At 69.6% G+C, this 21,235-nt stretch carries 20 protein-coding genes and 1 tRNA gene; 10 read left to right on the top strand and 11 right to left on the bottom strand.

Going from position 1 to position 21,235, the window contains the following annotated elements:
• Positions 1 to 76 precede the first annotated feature (76 nt).
• The 6 genes from ACFYYW_RS00210 (at position 77) to ACFYYW_RS00185 (ending at position 5,304) form a co-directional block, all read left to right on the top strand.
• Positions 77 to 427, top strand: a complete 351-nt coding sequence (locus tag ACFYYW_RS00210) for a PaaI family thioesterase (protein ID WP_387645449.1) — start codon at positions 77 to 79, stop codon at positions 425 to 427.
• A 518-nt stretch (positions 428 to 945) separates the two neighbouring features.
• Entirely contained in the window at positions 946 to 2,106 is a 1,161-nt protein-coding gene (locus ACFYYW_RS00205; protein WP_387643259.1) for a branched-chain amino acid ABC transporter permease, read from the top strand.
• Between the two features lie 16 nt (positions 2,107 to 2,122).
• Positions 2,123 to 3,121, top strand: a complete 999-nt coding sequence (locus ACFYYW_RS00200; protein WP_364390627.1) for a branched-chain amino acid ABC transporter permease — start codon at positions 2,123 to 2,125, stop codon at positions 3,119 to 3,121.
• Positions 3,111 to 4,049: an ABC transporter ATP-binding protein gene (locus tag ACFYYW_RS00195; RefSeq protein WP_352331025.1), complete on the top strand. Its 939-nt coding sequence runs from the start codon at positions 3,111 to 3,113 to the stop codon at positions 4,047 to 4,049. Before ACFYYW_RS00200 ends, ACFYYW_RS00195 begins: the two co-directional genes overlap by 11 nt.
• Entirely contained in the window at positions 4,046 to 4,843 is a 798-nt protein-coding gene (locus tag ACFYYW_RS00190) for an ABC transporter ATP-binding protein (protein ID WP_352331023.1), read from the top strand. The genes ACFYYW_RS00195 and ACFYYW_RS00190 overlap by 4 nt, the downstream gene beginning before the upstream one ends.
• Positions 4,844 to 4,902: 59 nt before the next feature.
• Complete coding sequence (locus ACFYYW_RS00185) at positions 4,903 to 5,304, top strand: hypothetical protein (RefSeq protein ID WP_387643256.1); 402 nt, start codon at positions 4,903 to 4,905, stop codon at positions 5,302 to 5,304.
• Between the two features lie 58 nt (positions 5,305 to 5,362).
• Here the strand turns inward: ACFYYW_RS00185 and ACFYYW_RS00180 are convergent, their stop codons facing one another.
• A complete protein-coding gene (locus ACFYYW_RS00180) occupies positions 5,363 to 6,658 on the bottom strand; it encodes an ABC transporter substrate-binding protein (protein ID WP_364390629.1) in 1,296 nt (431 codons plus the stop codon).
• Positions 6,659 to 7,028: 370 nt separating this feature from the next.
• Between ACFYYW_RS00180 and ACFYYW_RS00175 the strand changes: the two genes are divergently transcribed.
• The gene (locus ACFYYW_RS00175; protein WP_364417212.1) at positions 7,029 to 7,697 is read left to right on the top strand and encodes a hypothetical protein; all 669 of its coding nucleotides are present in this window, start codon (positions 7,029 to 7,031) and stop codon (positions 7,695 to 7,697) included.
• Between the two features lie 3 nt (positions 7,698 to 7,700).
• Here ACFYYW_RS00175 and ACFYYW_RS00170 read toward each other — a convergent pair whose 3' ends face one another.
• From ACFYYW_RS00170 to ACFYYW_RS00160, 3 genes are all read right to left on the bottom strand, one after another.
• Positions 7,701 to 9,008, bottom strand: coding sequence for an ABC transporter substrate-binding protein (locus ACFYYW_RS00170; RefSeq protein ID WP_364390631.1), 1,308 nt, complete (start codon positions 9,006 to 9,008; stop codon positions 7,701 to 7,703).
• 242 nt (positions 9,009 to 9,250) lie between these two features.
• Positions 9,251 to 10,543 (bottom strand): ABC transporter substrate-binding protein, encoded by a 1,293-nt coding sequence (locus tag ACFYYW_RS00165; protein ID WP_387643252.1) that lies wholly within the window; start codon positions 10,541 to 10,543, stop codon positions 9,251 to 9,253.
• A gap of 151 nt (positions 10,544 to 10,694) precedes the next feature.
• Positions 10,695 to 11,279 (bottom strand): response regulator, encoded by a 585-nt coding sequence (locus tag ACFYYW_RS00160; protein ID WP_352327599.1) that lies wholly within the window; start codon positions 11,277 to 11,279, stop codon positions 10,695 to 10,697.
• An 89-nt stretch (positions 11,280 to 11,368) separates the two neighbouring features.
• On the opposite strand from ACFYYW_RS00160, the gene ACFYYW_RS00155 reads away from it, so the two are divergent.
• Positions 11,369 to 11,441: transfer RNA gene (locus ACFYYW_RS00155), tRNA-Leu, on the top strand.
• Positions 11,442 to 11,525: 84 nt separating this feature from the next.
• On the opposite strand, the gene ACFYYW_RS00150 is transcribed toward ACFYYW_RS00155, so the two are convergent.
• Complete coding sequence (locus ACFYYW_RS00150; RefSeq protein WP_387643250.1) at positions 11,526 to 12,119, bottom strand: TIGR03086 family metal-binding protein; 594 nt, start codon at positions 12,117 to 12,119, stop codon at positions 11,526 to 11,528.
• Between the two features lie 230 nt (positions 12,120 to 12,349).
• On the opposite strand from ACFYYW_RS00150, the gene ACFYYW_RS00145 reads away from it, so the two are divergent.
• Positions 12,350 to 12,772, top strand: coding sequence for a pyridoxamine 5'-phosphate oxidase family protein (locus ACFYYW_RS00145; RefSeq protein WP_358293840.1), 423 nt, complete (start codon positions 12,350 to 12,352; stop codon positions 12,770 to 12,772).
• 24 nt (positions 12,773 to 12,796) lie between these two features.
• Positions 12,797 to 13,759, top strand: a complete 963-nt coding sequence (gene dapD / locus ACFYYW_RS00140; protein ID WP_352327602.1) for a 2,3,4,5-tetrahydropyridine-2,6-dicarboxylate N-succinyltransferase — start codon at positions 12,797 to 12,799, stop codon at positions 13,757 to 13,759.
• Between the two features lie 102 nt (positions 13,760 to 13,861).
• On the opposite strand, the gene pyk is transcribed toward dapD, so the two are convergent.
• From pyk to ACFYYW_RS00110, 6 genes are all read right to left on the bottom strand, one after another.
• Positions 13,862 to 15,292 carry a pyruvate kinase gene (pyk, locus tag ACFYYW_RS00135; protein WP_352327603.1) on the bottom strand — a complete coding sequence of 477 codons (1,431 nt, stop codon included), beginning with the start codon at positions 15,290 to 15,292 and terminating at the stop codon, positions 13,862 to 13,864.
• Between the two features lie 35 nt (positions 15,293 to 15,327).
• Entirely contained in the window at positions 15,328 to 15,678 is a 351-nt protein-coding gene (locus tag ACFYYW_RS00130; RefSeq protein WP_352327604.1) for a DUF2784 domain-containing protein, read from the bottom strand.
• Positions 15,675 to 17,372, bottom strand: a complete 1,698-nt coding sequence (locus tag ACFYYW_RS00125) for a S8 family serine peptidase (protein ID WP_387643246.1) — start codon at positions 17,370 to 17,372, stop codon at positions 15,675 to 15,677. The genes ACFYYW_RS00130 and ACFYYW_RS00125 overlap by 4 nt, the downstream gene beginning before the upstream one ends.
• Positions 17,373 to 17,523: 151 nt before the next feature.
• Positions 17,524 to 18,969: an MDR family MFS transporter gene (locus ACFYYW_RS00120; RefSeq protein ID WP_387643244.1), complete on the bottom strand. Its 1,446-nt coding sequence runs from the start codon at positions 18,967 to 18,969 to the stop codon at positions 17,524 to 17,526.
• Positions 18,970 to 19,059: 90 nt separating this feature from the next.
• Entirely contained in the window at positions 19,060 to 19,641 is a 582-nt protein-coding gene (locus ACFYYW_RS00115; protein WP_364417222.1) for a helix-turn-helix domain-containing protein, read from the bottom strand.
• A gap of 102 nt (positions 19,642 to 19,743) precedes the next feature.
• Positions 19,744 to 21,222, bottom strand: coding sequence for a glutamate synthase subunit beta (locus ACFYYW_RS00110; RefSeq protein WP_387643241.1), 1,479 nt, complete (start codon positions 21,220 to 21,222; stop codon positions 19,744 to 19,746).
• Between the last annotated feature and the right edge of the window lie 13 nt (positions 21,223 to 21,235).

Genomic DNA, 21,235 nt, shown 5'->3' with positions numbered 1-21,235 from the left:
CATCCCCTTGACGCAGACCGATCCGCTGGACTTCTCCGCGTACGGCGCGGTGCACGAAGGCACGCTGGCCCACCGCATGGGCATCGAGTTCGTCGAGGCCGGGCCCGAGCGCGTCGTCGGCAGGATGCCGGTCGAGGGCAACACCCAGCCCTACGGCCTGCTGCACGGCGGCGCGTCGGCGGTGCTGGCCGAGACGCTGGGCTCGGTGGCCGCGGCGATCCACGCCGGCCCCGGCCGCATCGCCGTCGGCATCGAGATCAACGCCACCCACCACCGCTCGGCGACCTCCGGGTACGTGACGGGGGTCGCGACGCGGTTGCACGGCGGACGCACTCTGGCGACGTACGACATCGAGATCACCGACGAGGAGGGACGGCGGGTGTGCACCTCCAGGCTGACATGCATGCTGCGCGACCAGCGCCCCTGACGTCACTTTGACCGAACCTTTGCGCAGCGGCCCCAACGATCGCTACGGTTGTCCGAACAGAGCCCGCGGGGAGGCCCGGTAGATAACGTGTACGGCCGGGGAAGCCTTACATGGCCCCAAAGGCCGCTCCGCGGGCTCGTCCACGTTTTCTCCCCATCGTTACCGTTTCGTTTTCGGCGCAGCCAGGCGTCTTCCCTCATTTAGCCCCTGACCTGCCGCGTTGTTTGCTCACATGTGTGGCACACGCATGTCACTAATTGGTGACGAACCATACTGAAACGGGCGTCTGCGGAATAAGCTCCCGCCATTGCATCCCAGTTGTGCCTGCGATGCTCGCGTGTCGAGATGGAGGGGTACAACCCCGCCTTGACCTATTTGAGGGAGCACCATTGCGCAGAGCCGTGATCGCGTTCACGGCCTTCCTGGGTGGACTCATCTTCCTGCTGGCCAGTCCCGCGCAGGCGGGGCCGGCCGGATGCCAGGGTTTGAAGGGGACGCTCAAACTCCAAGGCCAGCCAGTGAACGGCGTCAAAATCGTCGTGACCACCGAGGGCGGACAACCCGTCAAGGAGGTCACAACCAACGCACAGGGCACGTGGGAAGTTCCTACCGACAAGGGCAAGTTCAAGGTCACCCTTGACCCGAACTCCCTTCCGAAGAACGCCGAGGTGCGCGGTGGCAGCAACGTGCGCACGCCGACCGTCTTCGAGGGCAACTGCTCGACCGTGCTGTTCGCGTTGCAGGCCAAGGGTGTCGCCGGGCAGCCGCAGGGAGACGACGGGAGCGGGGAGAGCAGCGTCTGGGACACCGCGGCGCAGCTCGCCTTCGAGGGCCTCAACCTCGGGCTGATCATCGCCCTGGCCGCGCTCGGCCTGTCGCTGATCTACGGCACGACCGGCCTGACCAACTTCGCCCACGGCGAGCTGGTCACGCTCGGCGCGGTGCTGGCGTACATGTTCAACGTGGGCTTCGGCCTCCATCTCATACCCGCCGCGGTGCTCGCCGTGGCGCTGGGCGGCGCGTTCGGCTACGCCCAGGACCGCTTCTTCTGGGGCCAGCTGCGCAAACGCGGCACCGGCATCGTCGCCATGATGATCGTCTCCATCGGCGTCGCGCTGGTCATGCGCTACGTCATGCTGATCTTCTTCGGCGGCCAGAACGAGGCCTACGCACAGTACACGGCCCAGCCGGGCATCGAGGTCGGGCCGATCTCCGCGGCGCCCAAGAACTTCGTGGCGATGGGCATCGAGCTGGCCGTGCTGCTCCTGGTCGGCTTCGCGCTGCTGCGCACCCGTACCGGCAAGGCGGCCAGGGCCGTGTCGGACAACCCCGCGCTCGCGGCCTCGTCCGGCATCAACGTCGACCGGGTCATCCGGATCATCTGGACCCTGGGCGGCGCCATCGCGGCGCTGGCCGGCATCATGCTCGGGCTCTCCCAGAACCTGAAGTACACGATGGGCCAGGACATCCTGCTGCTCATCTTCGCCGGCGTCACGCTCGGCGGGCTCGGCACCGCCTTCGGCGCGCTGGTCGGCTCGCTGGTGGTCGGCCTGTTCATCCAGGTCTCCACCCTGTGGGTGCCGCCGGAGCTCAAGAGCGTCGGCGCGCTGGTCGTGCTCATCATCGTGCTCCTCGTCCGGCCCCAGGGCATCCTGGGCCGCCGCGAGCGAATCGGCTGATCGGGGGAGGATCAGAATGGACTGGATCACGATCATCAGCACGACGCTGAAGTCCGCGGTCGGCGTCGAGACCGTGCTGTACGCGCTCGCCGCGATCGGCATCAACATCCAATTCGGCTACACCGGCCTGCTCAACTTCGGCCAGGCGGCGTTCATGGGCGTGGCCGGCTACGGCCTGGCCGTCACCGTCACCGTCATGGGCCTGCCGTTCTGGGTCGGCATCATCGTCGGCCTGCTCGCCGCGGTGCTCCTGGCGATCCTGCTCGGCATCCCGACCCTCCAGCTGCGCGCCGACTACCTGGCCATCGTGACCATCGCGGCGGCCGAGATCGTCCGGCTGGTGTTCCGCTCGGTGGCGTTCAAGAGCGTCTTCGGCGGCTCGGACGGCCAGCGCGGCTTCTCCGACGGCTTCTACGCGCTCAACCCCTACCCCGAGGGCCAGTACGGCTTCAACCTCGGTTCCATCCCCCTGTTCTTCAACCACCGGGTGTTGTGGGTGCTGACCGTCGGCTGGGTGCTCATCGCCCTGTGCTGCGGGCTGGTCTACCTGCTGATGAAGAGCCCGTGGGGCCGTGTGCTCAAGGCCATCCGCGAGGACGAGGACGCCGTGCGCAGCCTCGGCAAGAACGTCTTCTCCTACAAGATGCAGTCGCTCATCCTGGGCGGCGTCGTGGGCTGCCTGGGCGGCTTCATCTACGGCCTGGCCTACGCCTCGGTCCAGCCCGACATCTTCGGCACCGAGACCACGTTCTACGCGTACACGATGGTCATCCTCGGCGGCGCCGCCCGCGTGCTCGGTCCCGTCGTGGGCGCGTCGATCTTCTGGGTGCTGCTCGTCCTGATCTACGGCGTGCTGTCCGAGGCCGTCGGCGCCGGGATCATCACCTTCATGGACACGAACCAGGTGGGCGCCGTCCGCTGGATCCTGGTCGGCCTGGGTCTCGTCCTGTTGCTCATCTTCCGGCCACAGGGCATCTTCGGCGACAAGAGGGAGATAGCAATCAATGCACGCTGAAACCACGGCCACCGAGCGCAAGGCCGCGGCGCTGGCCGCCTTCAAGGACCTGGCCCGCGACCCGGGCGTGCCGAAGCCGGACCCGATCCTCACCGTCGACAACGTCGTGCGCCGCTTCGGCGGCCTGACCGCGGTCGAGGTCGGCCACGTCGAGATCCAGCGGGGTTCCATCACCGCGCTGATCGGCCCCAACGGCGCCGGCAAGACGACCTTCTTCAACCAGCTCACCGGCTTCGACACCGCCGACTCCGGCTCGTGGACGTTCAACGGGCGCAGCATGAGCGGGGTGCCGGCCCACAAGGTCGCCCGCGCCGGCATGGTGCGCACCTTCCAGCTCACCAAGGCGCTGTCCCGCCTGACCGTCATGGAGAACATGCGCCTGGGCGCCCAGCGGCAGAAGGGCGAGACGTTCTGGCGGGCGCTCATCCCGTCGATGTGGCGCGGCCAGGAGGACGAGATCACCGCCCGCGCCGAGGAGCTCCTCGAACGCTTCAAGCTCGGCGCCAAGCGGGACGACTTCGCCGGCTCGTTGTCCGGCGGCCAGCGCAAGCTGCTGGAGATGGCCCGCGCCCTCATGGTCCAGCCGGAGCTGGTCATGCTGGACGAGCCCATGGCGGGGGTGAACCCGGCCCTGACCCAGTCGCTGCTCGGCCACGTCAAGGATCTGCGCGAGCAGGGCATGACGGTGCTGTTCGTCGAGCACGACATGGACATGGTCCGCGACATCAGCGACTGGGTGATCGTCATGGCGCAGGGCGCCGTGATCGCCGAGGGCCCGCCCGACACGATCATGTCGGACGAGCGCGTGATCGACGCCTACCTCGGCGCCCACCACGACGCCCCGCTCTCGGACACCGAACTGGAGTCGCAGCTCCACGAGGCCGAGGCGGCCCTGGAGGCCGAGATCGAAGAGGAGACGCAGAAGTGAGCGACGCCCCCGAGGCCGCCCCCGAGTCGCAGGCGGCCGTCACCGACCGCACCGCGCACCTGGAGGGCGCCGAAGACGCCGTGCTGCGGTGCGACGAGCTGATCGCCGGCTACCTGCCGGGCGTCAACATCCTCAACGGCTCCGACCTCTACGTCAAAGAGGGCGAGCTGATCGGCATCATCGGCCCCAACGGCGCCGGCAAGTCGACGCTGCTGAAGGCCATGTTCGGGCTGGTCAACATCCGCAGCGGCACGGTGCTGCTCAAGGGTGAGAACATCACGAACATGAAGGCGCACTCGCTGGTCTCCCGCGGCGTCGGCTACGTGCCGCAGACCAACAACGTCTTCCCCAGCCTCACCATCGAGGAGAACCTGGAGATGGGCGCCTTCCAGGTGCCCGGCAAGTTCAAGGAGCGCTTCGAGTTCGTCGCCGAGCTCTTCCCGGCGCTCAAGGAGCGGCGCAAGCAGCGCGCGGGCTCCCTGTCCGGCGGTGAGCGGCAGATGGTGGCCATGGCCAGGGCGCTCATGACCGAGCCGTCGGTGCTGCTGCTGGACGAGCCGTCGGCGGGCCTGTCGCCCAAGCTCCAGGACCTGGTCTTCATCCAGGCCCAGCAGATCAACAAGGCGGGCGTGACGGTGATCATGGTGGAGCAGAACGCCCGCCGCTGCCTGCAGATCTGCCACCGCGGCTACGTGCTCGACCAGGGCCGCAACGCCTACACCGGCACCGGCAGGCAGCTCGCCAACGACCCCAAGGTCATCGAGCTGTACCTGGGCACGCTGGCCAAGGCGTAACCGAATCGAACGGAGAAGGGGCTCCCCCGGGGTCCCTTCTCCGTTTTTTAATGAACGCTGTGAAACGAATGCTGACAGTGGCGCTCGTCCTGCCCGTCCTGCTCGTCGGCTGCCAGGAGGACGCCTCCTCGGCGCAGCGGTACAGCACCGGCGGTGACCCGACCGACAGCCCGTGCGCGCGCGTGGTCTCGGCCATCGGGTACGCCGGCCTGATGCTCAAGCCGAGGGGCCAGGAGGAGCAGCAGTACTTCGAGGACGCCGTCATCGGCCGGCTGGCCGAGCTGCGCGGCATCACGCTCCAGTTCGGCGACCGGCTGCCGGCCTCGCTGCACGCCGCCGTCCAGAGCGTCGAGACGGCCACCGCGGGCCTGTCCAGGAACGACGTGCCGCACGCGCGGCAGGTCGCGCTGCTGCGGCAGTACCGGGCCGCCGCCGACCAGATCGTGGCCGGCTGCGCATGACGGAAGGGCCCGGTCCGCGCGGACCGGGCCCTTCTCGAAGGGTGCTGCGGGAGGCCGATCAGCCGGCGATGTTGCCGGTGCGGTACTCCAGCGCCTTGGTGGCGTACTTGTTGTCCTTGCCGTACTGGTAGATGCCGATGGTGGCCACCGCGGGGTCACCGGCGTCGTTGAACTCGACCGGGCCGCTCACGCCGTCGTAGTCGATGTCCTTGCCGGCCTTGAGCAGGTCGACGCAGCTCTTGAAGTCCTTGCACTTCTCGCCGCCCTTGCTGACCTCGGCCAGCTTGGCGGCGATGTCGGTGCCCGCGTCGCTCTTGGCGGCCTCGGCGGCCAGGGCGAGCAGGTTCATCGCGTCGTAGGACTCGGGGGCGTAGCTGTAGTCCTCCAGCTTGGGGTTGATGCCGAGGAGCTTCTTCTGGAACTCCTCCGGAGCGGCCGCGCCCGGGATGGTGCCCTTGACGCCCTCGAGCGTGCCCTTGGGCATCTTGATGTAGTTCGTGTTGGAGGTGTTGCCGTCGACCATGTACCACTTGTGCTTGTCGGCCGGCAGGCCCTGCTTGACCAGCTCCTGGATGACCTTGGCGGTCTCCTCGAACCCGATCAGCACGATGCCCTTGGGGTTCTTGGCCTTGATCTTCGCCACGTCGGCGGAGAAGTCGGCGGCCTTGGGGTCGTAGTCGACGCGCTCGACGACCTCGCCGCCGCCGTCGGTGACCGTCTTCTGCACCTGGTCGGCCAGGCCGGTGCCGTAGGAGTCCTGCATCGCCAGGATGCCGACGGTGTCGTTGCCGTCGGACACCACCAGGTCGCCGAGCACGCGGCCCTGCAGCTTGTCGGGCGGCGAGGTGCGGAAGTACAGGCCCTTGTCCTCGATCGTGGTGAACTTGTCGGAGGTGTTGGCGGGCGAGAAGTGGATGACGCCCGCGCCCGTGATCTTGTCGATCACCGACTCCGACACCGAGGAGGACGCGGCGCCGATGATGGCGTCGGCCTTCTGGGCCAGCAGCTTGTCCACCGACTGCGAGGCGATGTTCGTGGTGGTGTCGCCCGAGTCGGTGTCGTACTTGGTGACGGGCTTGCCCAGCACGCCCCCGGCCTCGTTGATCTCCTTGATGGCCAGGTCGACGCCGGCGAACTCGGGCGGGCCGAGGAAGGCGAGCGAACCGGTCTGGGGCAGCAGCGTACCGATCGTGAGGGTGCCGTCGCCCTTGGCCGCGGGAGCCGACGAGGATGGCGCGGCCGGCTGCGAGGACTGCGTGGCGGTGTTGCTGCCGCCACCGCCGCAGGCCGTCAGGGCCAAACTGGTGGCGGCCGCGACGGCCAGCGCCCGTCCCACGGGAGCAATGCGGATCATGAAGTGTCTCCTTCATTTCCAGGCCGGGATCGTCAGCACCGCCGAGCGCTCCCGATCGAATGACGGAAACGTACAAAATCGCCGTGTACTCGAACCAGATGGCGGGGTGAACTGTCGGCACTTGGATGCGGAGTCGTAATCAGTCCTCAACTTACGGACCTGCGCTAGCAGGCTTAATGTGCGACGGGTGAAGCGTTTTACGCCAGTCCTGTTCACGGTGGTCCTTCTTGCCGGGTGCGCCTCGTCGCCGCCGCCCCCGCCGCCTTCCTCGGATCCTCCCGCCGGCGTATCGGTCACGCTGGAGCAATGGCGTTCCGACGAGCCCGTGCACGCGCTGGAGGTGGCCGTCCGTAATACCAGCGGCATACCCGTGTATTTCGCCGACGTCCAGCTCGTGACGCCGTCGTTCAAAACACTGCCGCCGGAAAAGACGGACGCCACGATCAAGCGGACCGAGCGCACCGACCTGCGCATCACCTACGGCGCGGCCAACTGCCTGCCCGCGGGCCTGCCGCAGCTCCAGCCCGCCACCGTGGTGGCCAACATCCGCGCCGGCGGCGAGCAGCCGCGCCGGGTGGTCTTCAAGGTGCCGCACCCCAGCCCGCTGCTGACCCGCCTGCTACGGGACGAATGCTCGGAATTCCTCATCAAGGAGGCCGCCGGCATCGAGTTCGGGCCCGACTGGAAGCAGGTGGGCAAGGAGATGCGGGGCAAGCTGGTGGTCACCCGGCGCGGCGCCGGCAAGGTGACGCTGACCGAGCTCGACGGCACCACGCACTACATCATCACACCGGACGCCGGCGGGCGGCCCGTGGCCGTGCTGGAGGCCGGGCAGCAGCGGACGGAGGTGCCGGTGACGCTCACCCCCGGCCGCTGCGACCCGCACGCCTTCGCCGAGGCCAAGAAGGCGTTCCTGTTCCCGGTGCGGGCCACCGTGGACGGCGGGCCCGAGCGGGTGGTGATCGTGGTGCCGCCCAAGCCGCTGCAGGACCGGTTGATCCAGTACTCGTTGCGCGTGTGCGGCCTGGGCGGCGGGTGAGGGTCAGCCCTCGATGTTGCCCGTGCGGTACTCCAGGGCCTTGGACGCGTACTTGTTGTCGTCGCCGTACTGGTAGACGCCGATGGTGGCCACGGCGGGGTCACCGGCGTCGTTGAACTCGATCGGGCCGCTGATGCCGTCGTAGTCGATGTCCTTGCCGGCCTTCAGCAGGTCGGCGCACTCCTTGAAGGTCTTGCACTTCTCGCCGCCCTTGCTGACCTCGGGCAGCTTGGCGGCGATGGACTTGCCGCTGTCGTCCTTGGCGGCCTCGGCCGCCAGGGCGATGAGGATCGCGGCGTCGTAGGACTCGGCGGCGTAGGTGTAGTCCTCGAGCTTGGGGTTGATCTCCAGGAGCTTCTTGCGGAAGTCCTCCGGAGCCTCGGCGCCGGGGATCGTGCCCTTGACGCCCTTGAGCGTGCCCTTGGGCATCTTGAGGTAGTTGGTGTTCGACATGTTGCCGTCCACCATGTACCACTTGACCTTGTCGACCGTCAGGCCCTGCTTGACCAGCTCCTGGATGACCTTGGCGCCCTCCTCGAAGCCGATCAGCACGATCGCCTTCGGGTTCTTGGCCTTGATCTTGGCGACGTCCGCGGAGAACTCGGCCGCCTTGGGGTCGTAGTCCACGCGCTCCACGACGCTGGCGCCGGCCGCCTCGGCGGTCTTGGTCACCTGGTCGGCCAGGCCGGAGCCGTAGGAGTCCTGCATGGCCAGGATGCCGATGGTGTCGTTGCCGTCCGCGGCGATCAGGTCGCCCAGCACGCGGCCCTGCAGCTTGTCCGGCGGCGCGGTACGGAAGTACAGGCCCTGGTCGCTGATGGTGGTGAACTTGTCGGAGGTGTTGGCGGGCGAGAACTGCACCACGCCGGCACCGGTGACCTTGTCGATGATCGACTCCGACACCGACGAGGAGGCGGCGCCGATGATGGCGTCGGCCTTCTGCGCGATCAGCTTGTCCGCCGACTGCGAGGCCACGTTCGTGGTGGTGTCACCCGAGTCCGTGTGGATCTTGGTGACCGGCTTGCCGAGCACGCCGCCCGCGTCGTTGATCTCCTTGACGGCCTGGTCGACGCCGGCGAACTCGGGCGGGCCGAGGAACGCCAGCGAGCCGGTCTGGGGCAGCACGGTGCCGATCGTGAGCGTGCCGTCGCCCTTGGCCGCCTCCGTCTGGGTGGCCGGGGCCGACGAGGACGGCGCCGCGGACGTGGTCTGCTGCGCGGCCGTGTCGCCACCGCCGCCACAGGCCGTCAGGGCCAGGCTCGCCGCTGCCGCGACGGCCAGGAAGCGCCCTGCTGGAGCAATGCGGATCATAAAAGAGACTCCCCTTATTCCCAGCGGGGGAACGATCTCCCTCGCTGCGTTTTCCGAGCTCAGCATGCCTCTTTGACGGGGAGATGTGGGGATTTCGGGTACTTTTATGCTAATTTGTAATGTCGCAATCACCCTCTGTAATTGCATGTTTCATCAGCGTTACGGTCATGACTCCATATGAACCACCCCAGCCCGAAATTTCGGGACTGGGGTGGTTGTCCGGCTCGGGGTGCTGTCAGTGCCTAGCCGGCGATGTTGCCCTTGCGATATTCCAGCGCCTTGGCCGCGTCGTACTTGTTGTCCTTGTCGTACTGGTAGACGCCGATCGTCGCGACCGACGGGTCACCGGCGTCGTTGAAGTCCACCGGGCCGCTCACGCCGTCGTAGTCGATGTCCTTGCCGGCCTTCAGCAGGTCGGCGCACGACTTGAAGTCCTGGCACTTCTCGCCGCCCTTGCTGACCTCGATCAGCTTGGGGGCCAGCGCGGTGCCCGAGTCGTCCTTGGCCGCCTCGGCCGCCAGCGCGATCAGGGTCGCCGCGTCGTACGACTCCGCCGCGTAGGTGTAGTTCGTCAGCTTGGGGTTCACCGTCAGCAGCCGCTTCTGGAACGCCTCCGGGGCCGCGGCGCCCGGGATCGTGCCCTTGACGCCCTTGAGCGTGCCCTTGGGCATCTTCAGGTAGTTGGAGTTCGACATGTTGCCGTCCACCATGTACCACTTGACCTTGTCGGCCGTCAGACCCTGCTTGACCAGCTCCTGCACGACCTTCGCCGTCTCCTCGAAGCCGATCAGCACGATCGCCTTCGGGTTCTTGGCCTTGACCTTGGCCACGTCGGCGGAGAACTCGGCCGCCTTGGGGTCGTAGTCGACCCGCTCGACCACGCTGGCGCCGGCCTCCTCGGCGGTCTTGGTCACCTGGTCGGCCAGGCCGGAGCCGTAGGAGTCCTGCATGGCCAGGATGGCGACCGTGTCGTTGCCGTCGGCGGCCACCAGGTCGCCCAGCACGCGGCCCTGCAGCTTGTCCGGCGGCGCCGTGCGGAAGTACAGGCCCTGGTCGTTGATCGTGGTGAACTTGTCGGAGGTGTTGGCCGGCGAGAACTGCACCACGCCGGCCCGCGTGATCTTGTCCACGATCGACTCCGACACCGACGAGGACGCCGCGCCGATGATCGCGTCGGCCTTCTGGCCGAGCAGTTTGTCCACCGACTGCGAGGCGATGTTGGTCGTGGTGTCGCCCGAGTCGGTGTCGATCTTCGCCACCGGCTTGCCGAGCACTCCCCCGGCGTCGTTGATCTCCTTGAGCGCCAGGTCGACCCCGGCGAACTCGGGTGGTCCCAGATAGGCGAGATTGCCCGTCTGGGGCAACACGGTGCCGATCGTCAGCGTGCCGTCCCCCTTGACCGCGGCGGCCGAGGAGGGTTTCACGGACGCGGCGCCGGTGGCGCCCGTCCCGGCGGTCGTGCCGCCGGTCGAACACGCCGCCAGTGCCAGGCTCGCCGCTGTGGCGACGGCCAGCGCGCGGGAAATGCGGATCATCGAAAGCGTCTCCGTTCGAGATGAGCGGACCTTCCGTCCGCCCATCAGCATGCGCCGGGACGCCTGCGCAGAAAGAAGCCGAAGCCGGTTGGATGCCCAGTCGTGACCGGGCCACAACCCGCGGGGCTAAATCACCTGATATAGGCGCTTTTCATGCCCGCTCGGCCGCGTCGTCTATAACGATCTGAGCAACCTCCCGCATGCTCAGCCGCCGGTCCATCGACGCCTTCTGGATCCACCGGAACGCCTGCGGCTCCGTCCAGCCGTGCTGGGCCATCAACTGGCCCTTGGCCCGCTCGACCAGCTTGCGGGTCTCCAGCCGCTCGGAAAGGCTGGACACCTCCGCGCTGAGCGCCACCATCTCCTCGTGCCTGCTGACCGCCATCTCGATCGCAGGCACCAGATCGGCCTTGGTGAACGGCTTCACCAGGTAGGCCATCGCCCCCGCGTCGCGGGCCCGCTCCACCAGGTCACGCTGGGAGAAGGCGGTGAGGATCAGGCACGGCGCGATCCGGTCGGCCACGATGCGCTCGGCCGCCGAGATGCCGTCGAGCACGGGCATCTTCACGTCGAGGATGACGAGGTCGGGCCGCAGGTCGGCGGCGAGCTGGATCGCCTGCTCCCCGTCACCGGCCTCGCCCACGACGACGTAACCGTCCTCCTGGAGCATCTCCTTGAGGTCGAGGCGGATCAGGGCCTCGTCTTCCGCGATCACTACTCGCCGCTGCGTACTCACGAGCAGAAGAGTACAGACGTCCGGTAGATTAGATCCACGCCGGTGCGGCCTCGGGCATTACGCTGCGAGATCACCAACCGGACGAAGTCGCCCCGGTAGACCAACGGCAGAGTCGATGGCCTCAAAATCCATACAGTGTGGGTTCGAATCCCACCCGGGGCACCGGCCTGACCGCCCGGCCCCCTCGTAGGCCGGGCGGTTCTTCTTTTCCCACCCATGACAGGCAGGCCCGAAAAGGCTGACCGGTCAGGGCGTCCAGGAGGGCGAGCGGCCGAGCAGGGCGACCACCCGGTCGAGGGCCGTGGCGGCGCCGCCGGGAGCGACCCCGGGCAGGAACGCCTTCCCCGAACCGCGCGATTCCGGCGTGTCGGGCACCTGCGCGGCCAGCGGGAGCGCGGCCGCCGCGAGCTCGTCGTCGATGCCGGGCGGCACGCCGAGAGCCCTGGCGAAGTCCCAGGCGTGCACGACGCAGTCGATGAAGTGGAAGCCGATCGCCATGGCCGCCGGGAACGGGCCGCCGTCGCGGATCTCGGGCAGGTGGAAGGCCCGGTCGAGCACGCCGTCCGCGGCGAAGGCGGCGACGACGGCCTGCGCGGAGGCGGCGTACTCGGCCACGTGGTCCTCGCCCAGGGGGCGCGGCCGCCAGCTCGCCAGTTCCGAACGCGCGCCCGAGGCCGCCAGGGCGAAGCCGTGGTTCTGCACGATCTGGTGTTCCAGCAGATCGCGGACGGCCCATCCGGCGCAGGGCGTCGGCCGGTCGAGGTCGGCGGGCTTGATCGTGTTCACCAGGTCGACGGTGGCCCGCACCGACCGCCGGTTGAGCTCGATGATGTCTGCCAAGGCGATGTCCCGTCATCGTCTAAGAACCCACCCGGCCGGCCCGACCGGCCCGAGGGTGGCCAGCCTGTCGATGATGGCGTCCCCTCGGCGGCGGTGCGAGTGGTTTTCACCGGTGCGGGCGCCGAGGCGATCAAGGAGCCGGCGGGGCGGCCGGGTGGGATTTCGCGGGCGGTTCGCCGGGAACAGTCCTTTGTGACGAGTTGCGACGGACGAGACGGGGGTGGCGGGGGATGCCGTTGAGCGTGACCGAGCGGGAGACGTTCCTGGCCGAGCCGCACATCGCCAGCCTGGCGGTGGAGACGGGCGCGGGGCGGTCGCCGCTGGCCGTGCCCGTCTGGTACGACTACAGCCCCGGCGGCGAGATCAGGTTCCTGACCGACAGCGAGTCGCGCAAGGCGCGGCTGGTGGCGAAGGCGGGCCGGTTCACGATGCTGGTCCAGCGGGTCAGCCCGACCTACCGGTACGTGTCGGTCGAGGGCCCGGTGGTGCGCTCCGACCCCACGACGATCGAGGAGCTGACCCGCATCGCCGCCCGCTACCTGCCGCAGGAGGCGGTGACGGGCTACGTGCACGGCTCGGACCTGCACGTCCTGGTGACGTTCCGGATGCGGCCCGAGCGGTGGCTCTCGGCGGACCTGGGCTCCTTGGGCTGAGCGGGCGCCCGGTATTTTTGGCTCGTGACTGCAATCGATCCCACCTCGACCGGCGCGTACGGCGTCGGCCTCGCCACCATCGCCGACGACGGCACCGTTCTCGACACCTGGTTCCCGGCTCCCGAGCTGGGCGAGCCGCCCGCGACGGGCACCGAGCGGATCTCCGCCGAGGAGGCCGGCGAGCTGGCCGCGCTGACCGGCCGCGACGCGGCGCGGGGCGTCGAGGTGGTGGCGGTGCGCACGGGCGTCGCCAAGCTCTCCGAGCCGCCGGTCGACGCGCACGACGTCTACCTGCGGCTGCACCTGCTCTCCCACCGGCTCGTCCGGCCGCACGGCGTGAACCTGGACGGCCAGTTCGGCCTGCTGGCCAACGTGGTGTGGACCAACTTCGGCCCGTGCCCGGTGCCCGGCTTCGAGCGCACCCGGCTGCGCCTGCGGGCCAGGGGCGTGGTGACGGTGTACGGGGTGGACAAGTTCCCGCGGATGGTCGACTACGTGCTGCCGGAGGGCGTGCGGATCGCCGACGCCGACCGGGTGCGGCTGGGCGCCCACCTGGCGTCGGGCACGGTCGTCATGCACGAGGGCTTCGTGAACTTCAACGCCGGCACGGTGGGCACCTCGATGGTCGAGGGGCGCATCTCGGCGGGCGTGGTGGTCGGCGACGGCTCCGACGTCGGCGGCGGCGCCTCGATCATGGGGACGCTGTCGGGCGGCGGCAAGCAGGTCATCTCGATCGGCGAGCGCTGCCTGCTGGGCGCCAACGCGGGCATCGGCATCTCGCTGGGCGACGACTGCGTGGTGGAGGCGGGCCTGTATGTGACCGCGGGCACGCGGGTGACGCTGCCCGACGGCACGGTGGTCAAGGCGGCGGAGCTGTCGGGCTCCAACGGGATCCTGCTGCGCCGCAACTCGCAGTCGGGCGCGGTGGAGGCCCTGCCCCGCACCGGTTCGGGCATCACCCTGAACGCCGCCCTGCACGCCCACTGACCGTCAGGGGCCCTCTCCGCCGGCCGTCGCCACGGAGGGGGCCCACAGGACGTCCCGGCGCAGGCTCACCCGTCCGGGCGAGCCTGCGCGGAACGTGGCGGGTCAGTTCGCGTGGGAGACCGCGGAGCCGATGGTGTGCACCCGCAGCGCGTTGGTGCTGCCCGGCGTGCCGGGAGGCGAGCCGGCCACGATGACCACCTTGTCGCCCTTCTCCAGCCGCCCGAGCGACAGCAGCGACGCCTCCACCTGCCGGACCATGTCGTCGGTGTGGTGCACGAACGGCACGTGGAACGTCTCCACGCCCCACGTCAGCGACAGCTGCCCGCGCACGTGCGGGGCCGAGGTGAAGGCCAGCAGCGGGATCGGCGAGCGGTAGCGGGCCAGGCGGCGGGCGGTCTCGCCGGACATGGTGAACGCGATCAGCGCCTTGGCGCCGACGATCGCGCCGACCTCGGCCGCGGCCCTGGCGATGGCCCCGCCGGTGGTCTCCGGCAGGCGCTCCAGGCTGTGGGTGGCGTGCAGGGACGACTTCTCGGCGGCGCAGGCGATGCGGTCCATCGTCGCGACCGACTCGATCGGGTAGCTGCCGACCGACGTCTCGCCCGACAGCATGACGGCGTCGGCGCCGTCCATGACGGCGTAGGCGACGTCGCTGGCCTCGGCGCGGGTGGGGCGCGGGGCGCTCATCATGGAGTCGAGCATCTGGGTGGCGACGATGACCGGGCGGGCCTTCTCGCGGCACAGCCCGATGATGCGCCGCTGCACGATCGGCACCTGCTCCAGCGGCAGCTCCACGCCGAGGTCGCCGCGGGCGACCATGATGCCGTCGAAGGCCTCGACGATCTCCGGCAGGCGGTCGACGGCCTGCGGCTTCTCGATCTTGGCGAGCAGCGGCAGGCGGACGGCCTCCTGCTCCATGATGTTGCGCACGACGTCGGCGTCGGAGGGACGGCGGACGAAGGACAGCGCGATCATGTCGAAGCCGGTGCGCAGCGCCCAGCGCAGGTCGGCCTCGTCCTTGTCGGTGAGCGCGGGCGCGCTGACGTTGACGCCCGGCAGGTTGAGGCCCTTGTTGTTGGAGATCATGCCGCCGATGACGACGCGGGTGATGACGCGGTCGCCGTCGACGCGGGTGGCCTCCAGGACCAGGCGGCCGTCGTCGACCAGGATCTTGTCACCGGGCCGCACGTCGCCGGGCAGGCCCTTGTAGGTGGTCGAGACCTGCTCGCGGTCTCCGGGCACGTCTTCGGTGGTGATGGTGAAGACGTCGCCGAAGCCGAGGCGCACCGGCCCTTCCTCGAAGGTGCCGACGCGGATCTTGGGGCCCTGCAGGTCGGCGAGCACGCCTACACCGCGGCCGAGGTCGGCCGCCACCTCCCGGACCCGGTCGTAGACCTCTCTGTGCATGTCATGGTTGCCATGGCTGAGGTTGAACCGTGCCACGTCCATGCCCGCGGAGATCAGCTCGTGGAGGCGTTCTTTGGACGAAGTGGCTGGGCCTAGGGTGCAGACGATTTTCGCGCGACGAGTCACGAGTCCTACCTTAATTGGTACAGACCACTTGGCAGTCACTGACGACGGAGAACGTACCCGACGTAGGAGAACAACACGAGAACGGCGAGTCCGAGCCGTACCAAGTTCGCGTACTGTTCAGGGTAGACGACGCCTTCGATGTAGTGGTCGACGAAGCCGCTCGGCGGCAGGCCCGGCAGCCCTCCCCTGCGCCGCGCCCAGTCCTCGGCGACGGTCAGCGGGCAGTCCACGTGGGTGACGAGTGTCACCACGGCCCAGCCGACGGCCGCGAGGTGGAGGTAGATCGTCCGCCGCCACCGCCAGGCCACGAAGCCGCCCACGGCCACGTAGGCGAGGAAGGCGAAGTGCGTCACCATCACCGCGTCCGCGAGCAGGCGGTACATCATGGCTCTATGGTGGCCGCCTTCCAGGCGTTCACGACGCCGTGCCCGTAGAAGCCGTTCTTGGCCTGGTCGCCCTCGCACTGGTGGGTCTCGTCCTCGCCGTACACCTTGTAGACGTAGGCGCGCGGGGTCGGGCAGGCCACGGGGGTGGCGGTCCGGTAGAGCAGGTCCTCGACGGTGGCGGGGTCCATGGACAGGCCGCCGGGGCCGGGCTTGCCGAACCGGCTGATCAGGATGGCCGCGACGCCGGTGGCGTGCGGGGCGGCCATGGAGGTGCCGTCGAGGTACTGGTAGTAGGAGCAGGCGCCCTTGTGGCAGTCGCGCACGACGTCGGAGCCCTTGGGCTTGCCGGCGGCGTCGATCCGGCCGCCGGCCTTGAGCACGTGCTCGGGGGCGGCGGCCAGGATCGACCGGGTGGCCGCGGCGCCCTTGCCGTCCAGCGCGTCGCCGCCGGGGGCGGCCAGGTCGGTCTGCTCCAGGCCGTAGTCGCTGTAGACGGCCTTGCGTCCGGACGGGCCCACGGCGGAGATCGAGATCACGCCCTTGGACTCGGCGGGCACGTTGACGCACGAGTTGTCTATCTTGCGGGTCTTCTCGTCGCCGCGCGGGTAGCCGGGGCTCTGCTTGTCGGCCGTGGGGTGGCCGAGGTCGGTGGAGCCGTTGCCGAGGGCGGAGATGAGCGTGACGCCCCTGCCGCGGGCGTAGTCGAGGGCGCGCTGCATGCCGACGACGACGGCCCGCTGCTCGAGCTGTTCCTTCTTGGTGTCGGCGGGGTTGGCGGCGCAGTTGAACAGCCAGGGGTCGACGTAGTAGCTCATGTTGACGACGTCCACGCCGATGTCGGCGGCGTAGGTGAGGGCGTCGAGGCTGGGCTTGAGGAAGAAGAAGCCGGAGTCCTGGCCCGCCCTGATGCTGACGATCCGCACGTCCGGGGCGACGCCGGCGATGCCGATGCCGTTGATCGGGGAGGCGATGGTGCTGGCGACGTGGGTGCCGTGGCCGTCGTCGTCCTCGTCCACGGGGTCCTTGCAGGTGGGGACCTCGCAGGGGCCGTCCAGGGTCTCGCCGCGCTCGTCCTTGGGCTTGTCGGTGACGAAGTTGCGGCTCAGCTCGCGGTCGAAGTTGGGGGCGATGTCGGGGTGCTTGCCGTCGACGCCGGTGTCGATGACGCCGACCAGCACCTTCTTGTCGCCGGGGGCCTTGGCGTTGGCCCGGTCGGCGCCGATCATCTTCATGTCCCACTGCAGGTGGGCCAGCGGCTCCTGGCTCAGGCCCTTCCCGGCCATGGATCCGGCGTCGGGGAAGCCCCGGCCGGTGGGACGGGCGGCGCGGGAGGAGGTGGAGCCGATGACGCGGCGGTCGGGCGAGACGCCGACGACGGCCGGGTCGGCGCCGACGTTCTCGGCGAAGCCGTCGCCGCCGCCCTGGGTGAGCACGTAGCCGAGCTTGCCGTCCTCCTCGACGACCGTGCCGCCGGCGCGTTTGACGGCCGCCAGGGCCTCGCCCTGCTTGCCGTCGGCGTAGAAGACCAGGTTCTGGTTCTGGCCGGGGCGAGGGGTCGCGGTGGGCTGCGCGGAGCCGGTGGGGCCGTCCTGCGCGGGCTGTTCGGGGGTGGCCCGGTCGCCGGCGGCGGCCGAGCACGCGGTCAGGGCGGCGGCGACGGCCAGCGCCGTCAGGCCAGAGGCGACTCGCCGCATTGCTCCCCCATCCACCGACTGTCGCAGAATCTGCATCTTCCCGACACTCAACGGCTGATGCAACTTAGGTGTGAAATTTCGGCAGATGGGGGGCTAAGCGGGCTCTGGGGGGTTTCGTGCGGAGCCCGCTCAGCCGGAGGCCGTACGAGGGTCAGGCGTCGCGGTGCAGGCGCACGTTCGGCAGGCAGGCCAGCAGCACGACGCCGACCAGCATGACCGGCGTGACCCACACGAAGACCCCGGTGACCGCCTCGGCGAACGCCGGCCGTACGGACTCGGGCACCGCACCCGCGACCCCCGAGGCCAGGGCCGCCTGCCCCAGCCTGCCGCTGAAGACGCCCCCGAGCACGGCCACCCCCACGGCGCCGCCCACGTTCCTGGCGAAGGACACCACCGACGTGGCCGCGCCCCGGTCGGCGGCGGGCGCGCTGACCTGGACGGCCAGCATGAGGTTCTGCAGCACCATGCCGAGCCCGACCCCGAACAGCACCATGTACAGCCCGGACGTGACCGCCCCGGTCCCCAGCCCCATGGTCGAGAACAGGAACGCGGCCACCGTCGCCAGCGCCGCCCCGGTCACCACGACCCACTTGTACGTCCCCAGCCGGGTCACCACCCGCCCCGCGACGGCCGAGGCGGCGATCATGCCCGCCATCAGGGGAAGCAGCAGCAGCCCGGAGTTCGACGCGCTGGCCCCGGCGGCCAGTTGCAGGTAGAGCGGGAGGAAGGTGGCCGCCCCCACCATCCCGGTGGCCATCAGCACGATGGTCGCCGTGGCGATCGTGAGCGTGCGGTCGCGGAACAGCCCGAGCGGCAGCACCGGCTCCTTCGCCCTCCGCTCCACCAGCACGAACAGCCCCGCCAGCACGACCGCCCCCAGGCCGAGCCCGACGACGACCGGCGAGGTCCAGGCGTACGTCGTCCCGCCCCACGAGGCGAAAAGCGTCAGGCAGGTCAGCACCCCGGAGATCAGCGCGGCCCCCGGCCAGTCGATCCGGTGCGGCGAGGTGCGCCGCGGCAGCCGGAGCACGGCGAACGCGACCGCCAGCGCGACCGCCCCGAGCGGCAGGTTGATGTAGAAGATCCAGCGCCACGAGACGTGCTCGGTGAGGTAGCCGCCGATGACCGGCCCGAGGACGGCGGCCACGCCGATCACCGCGCCGAACAGCCCCTGGAACTTGGCGCGCTCGCGCGGGGTGGCGATGTCGGCCGAGATCGCCAGGGTCAGCACCATCAGGCCGCCGGCGCCGATGCCCTGGAAAGCGCGGAAGGCGATGAGCTGGGCCATCGTCTGGGCGAGCCCGCACAGGGCCGAGCCGGCGAGGAACAGGCCGATGGCCGACAGGTACAGGCGGCGGCGGCCGTACATGTCGCTGAGCTTGCCGTAGAGCGGCGCGACGATGCCGGAGGTCAGGGAGAAGGCCGTGACCAGCCACGACACGTTCTCCAGGCCGTTCAGCTCGCCCACGATGGTGGGGGTGGCCGTGGCCACCACCGTCTGGTCGACGGCGGCCAGGAACAGGCACAGCAGCAGCGAGCCCATGCTGAGCAGGAGGCCGCGCCGCGGTGGGGCCTCCTGGGCGATTGTCGATACCATTCAGTTGTCTCCTTGCTTCTTTCGCGAGGGCAGGAGGAATCCGCGGCGGTCGGGGGTGCCACCCCGATCGCCGCTTTCTTTCCCGATGTGTCAGAGTCCGCGTTCGAGCAGCGCGAACGCCTCGTCGAGCAGTTCTTCGACCGGCTGGTCCGTGGCCGCCGACTCCTGGATGGCCGAGATCATCGCGCCGAACGTCGTGATGAGCAGCATCCGGGCGTGGATGCCGCCGGTGACCCCGGGCCTGGCCCGCACGGCGCCGAGGACCGTCTCCATGATCTGGGTCTGGTCGGCGGCGCGCGCCCGGGCGGCCAGCTCGGGGTAACGGTTGCTGAGCTCCATGAACGGCTGCATGGTGTCCCAGATCGGGCGCACGCGCACGGCGAGCTCCCGGGCCACCGCCTTGAGCGAGCGGAAGGCGGGCTCGTCGGCCGGCCGGTCGGCGAGCAGGGCGACGATGTCGTCCGGCCGCCAGATCGGCTCCATGACGAGCGCCTCCTCCTTGGAGGCGAAGTAGTTGAAGAACGTGCGGGGCGAGATGTCGGCCGCCGCGCTGACGGCCTCGACGGTCACGGCGTCGAGGCCCTCGTCGAGCGCCAGCCGCACCGCGGCCAGCCGGATGGCCTGCCGCTTCTCGGCCCGGCGGCGCTCACGGCGCTGTTCCGGACTCTCCATGTGTTGCACTCTACGCAGAACTTGCACTCTCTGCAAGTCTTGCAGAGTGTGCAAATGACGAAGGGCCCCGGAGCCGTCCAGCTCCGGGGCCCTTCGCGCAGGTCAGACCAGCGGACGCGCCGTCGGCAGGATCGGGTACGGCAGCGCCGTCTCCCCGCTCAGGTACCGGTCGACGCCCGAGGCGGCCGAACGGCCCTCGGCGATGGCCCACACGATGAGCGACTGCCCGCGGCCCATGTCACCGGCCACGAACACGCCGTCCACCTTCGACATGTACGTCTTGTCCCGGGCGACGTTGCCGCGGGCGTCGTAGAAGCCCTCGCCCGCGACCTCGGCCAGGTCCTCCAGCAGGGCGCCCTTCTCCGGCCCGAGGAAGCCCATGGACAGCGTGATCAGCTCGGCCGGGATCTCCCGCTCGGTGCCGGGGATCGGCTTGAAGCCGTTCTGCGGCCCCTCGACCTCGACCAGGCGCAGCGCCCTGACGTTGCCCTCGTCGTCGCCGACGAACTCGGTGGTGGAGACCGCGTAGACGCGCTCCCCGCCGCCGTCGGCCAGCTCCTCGTGCGCGCTCTCCATCTTGAACAGGATGGGGAACGTCGGCCACGGCTGGCTGCCGGGCCGGGACGCGGGCGGCTGCGGCATGATCTCCAGCTGGGTCACCGACGCGGCGCCCTGCCGGATCGCGGTGCCGATGCAGTCGGCCCCGGTGTCGCCGCCGCCGATCACCACGACGTGCTTGCCCTCGGCCGAGATGGGCGCGACCTCGTAGTCGCCCTCCTGGACCTTGTTGGCCGGCGGCAGGTACTCCATCGCCTGGTGGACGCCCTTGAGCTCGCGCCCGGCGACCGGCAGGTCACGCCACTGGGTGGCGCCGCCCGCCAGCACCACCGCGTCGAACTGCTCGCGCAGCTCGGCCGCGGTGACGTCGACGCCGACGTTCACGCCGGTGCGGAACCGGGTGCCCTCGGCCCGCATCTGCTCCAGGCGCCGCTCGATGTGGCGCTTCTCCATCTTGAACTCGGGGATGCCGTACCGCAGCAGGCCGCCGATGCGGTCGGCGCGTTCGAACACCACCACGTCGTGCCCGGCCCGGGTGAGCTGCTGGGCGGCGGCCAGGCCCGCGGGGCCCGAGCCGACGACGGCCACCTTCCTGCCGGTGCGCACCCGCGGCGGCTGCGGGGTCACCCAGCCCTCGGCGAACGCGCGGTCGATGATCTCGACCTCGACCCGCTTGATCGCCACCGGGTCGGAGTTGATGCCGAGCACGCACGCCGCCTCGCACGGAGCCGGGCAGAGCCTGCCGGTGAACTCCGGGAAGTTGTTCGTGGCGTGCAGCCGCTCGATCGCCTCGCGCCAGTCGGTGCGGTAGACGAGGTCGTTCCACTCGGGGATGAGGTTCCCGAGCGGGCAGCCGTTGTGGCAGAACGGGATGCCGCAGTCCATGCAGCGGGCCGCCTGCCTGGTCAGCTTCTCCTGCGGGAAGTCCTGGTAGACCTCCCGCCAGTCGCTGATGCGGACGTCGACCGGACGGCGCGCCGGCAGCTCCCGCTCGTGCGTGAGAAAACCCTTGGGGTCAGCCATCGAGTACGCCTCC

Source organism: Nonomuraea sp. NPDC001831 (genome assembly GCF_042892035.1).
GTDB lineage: Bacteria > Actinomycetota > Actinomycetes > Streptosporangiales > Streptosporangiaceae > Nonomuraea.
The sequence above is the reverse complement of the archived record's forward strand: the minus strand, read 5'-3'. Positions and strand labels throughout refer to the sequence as shown.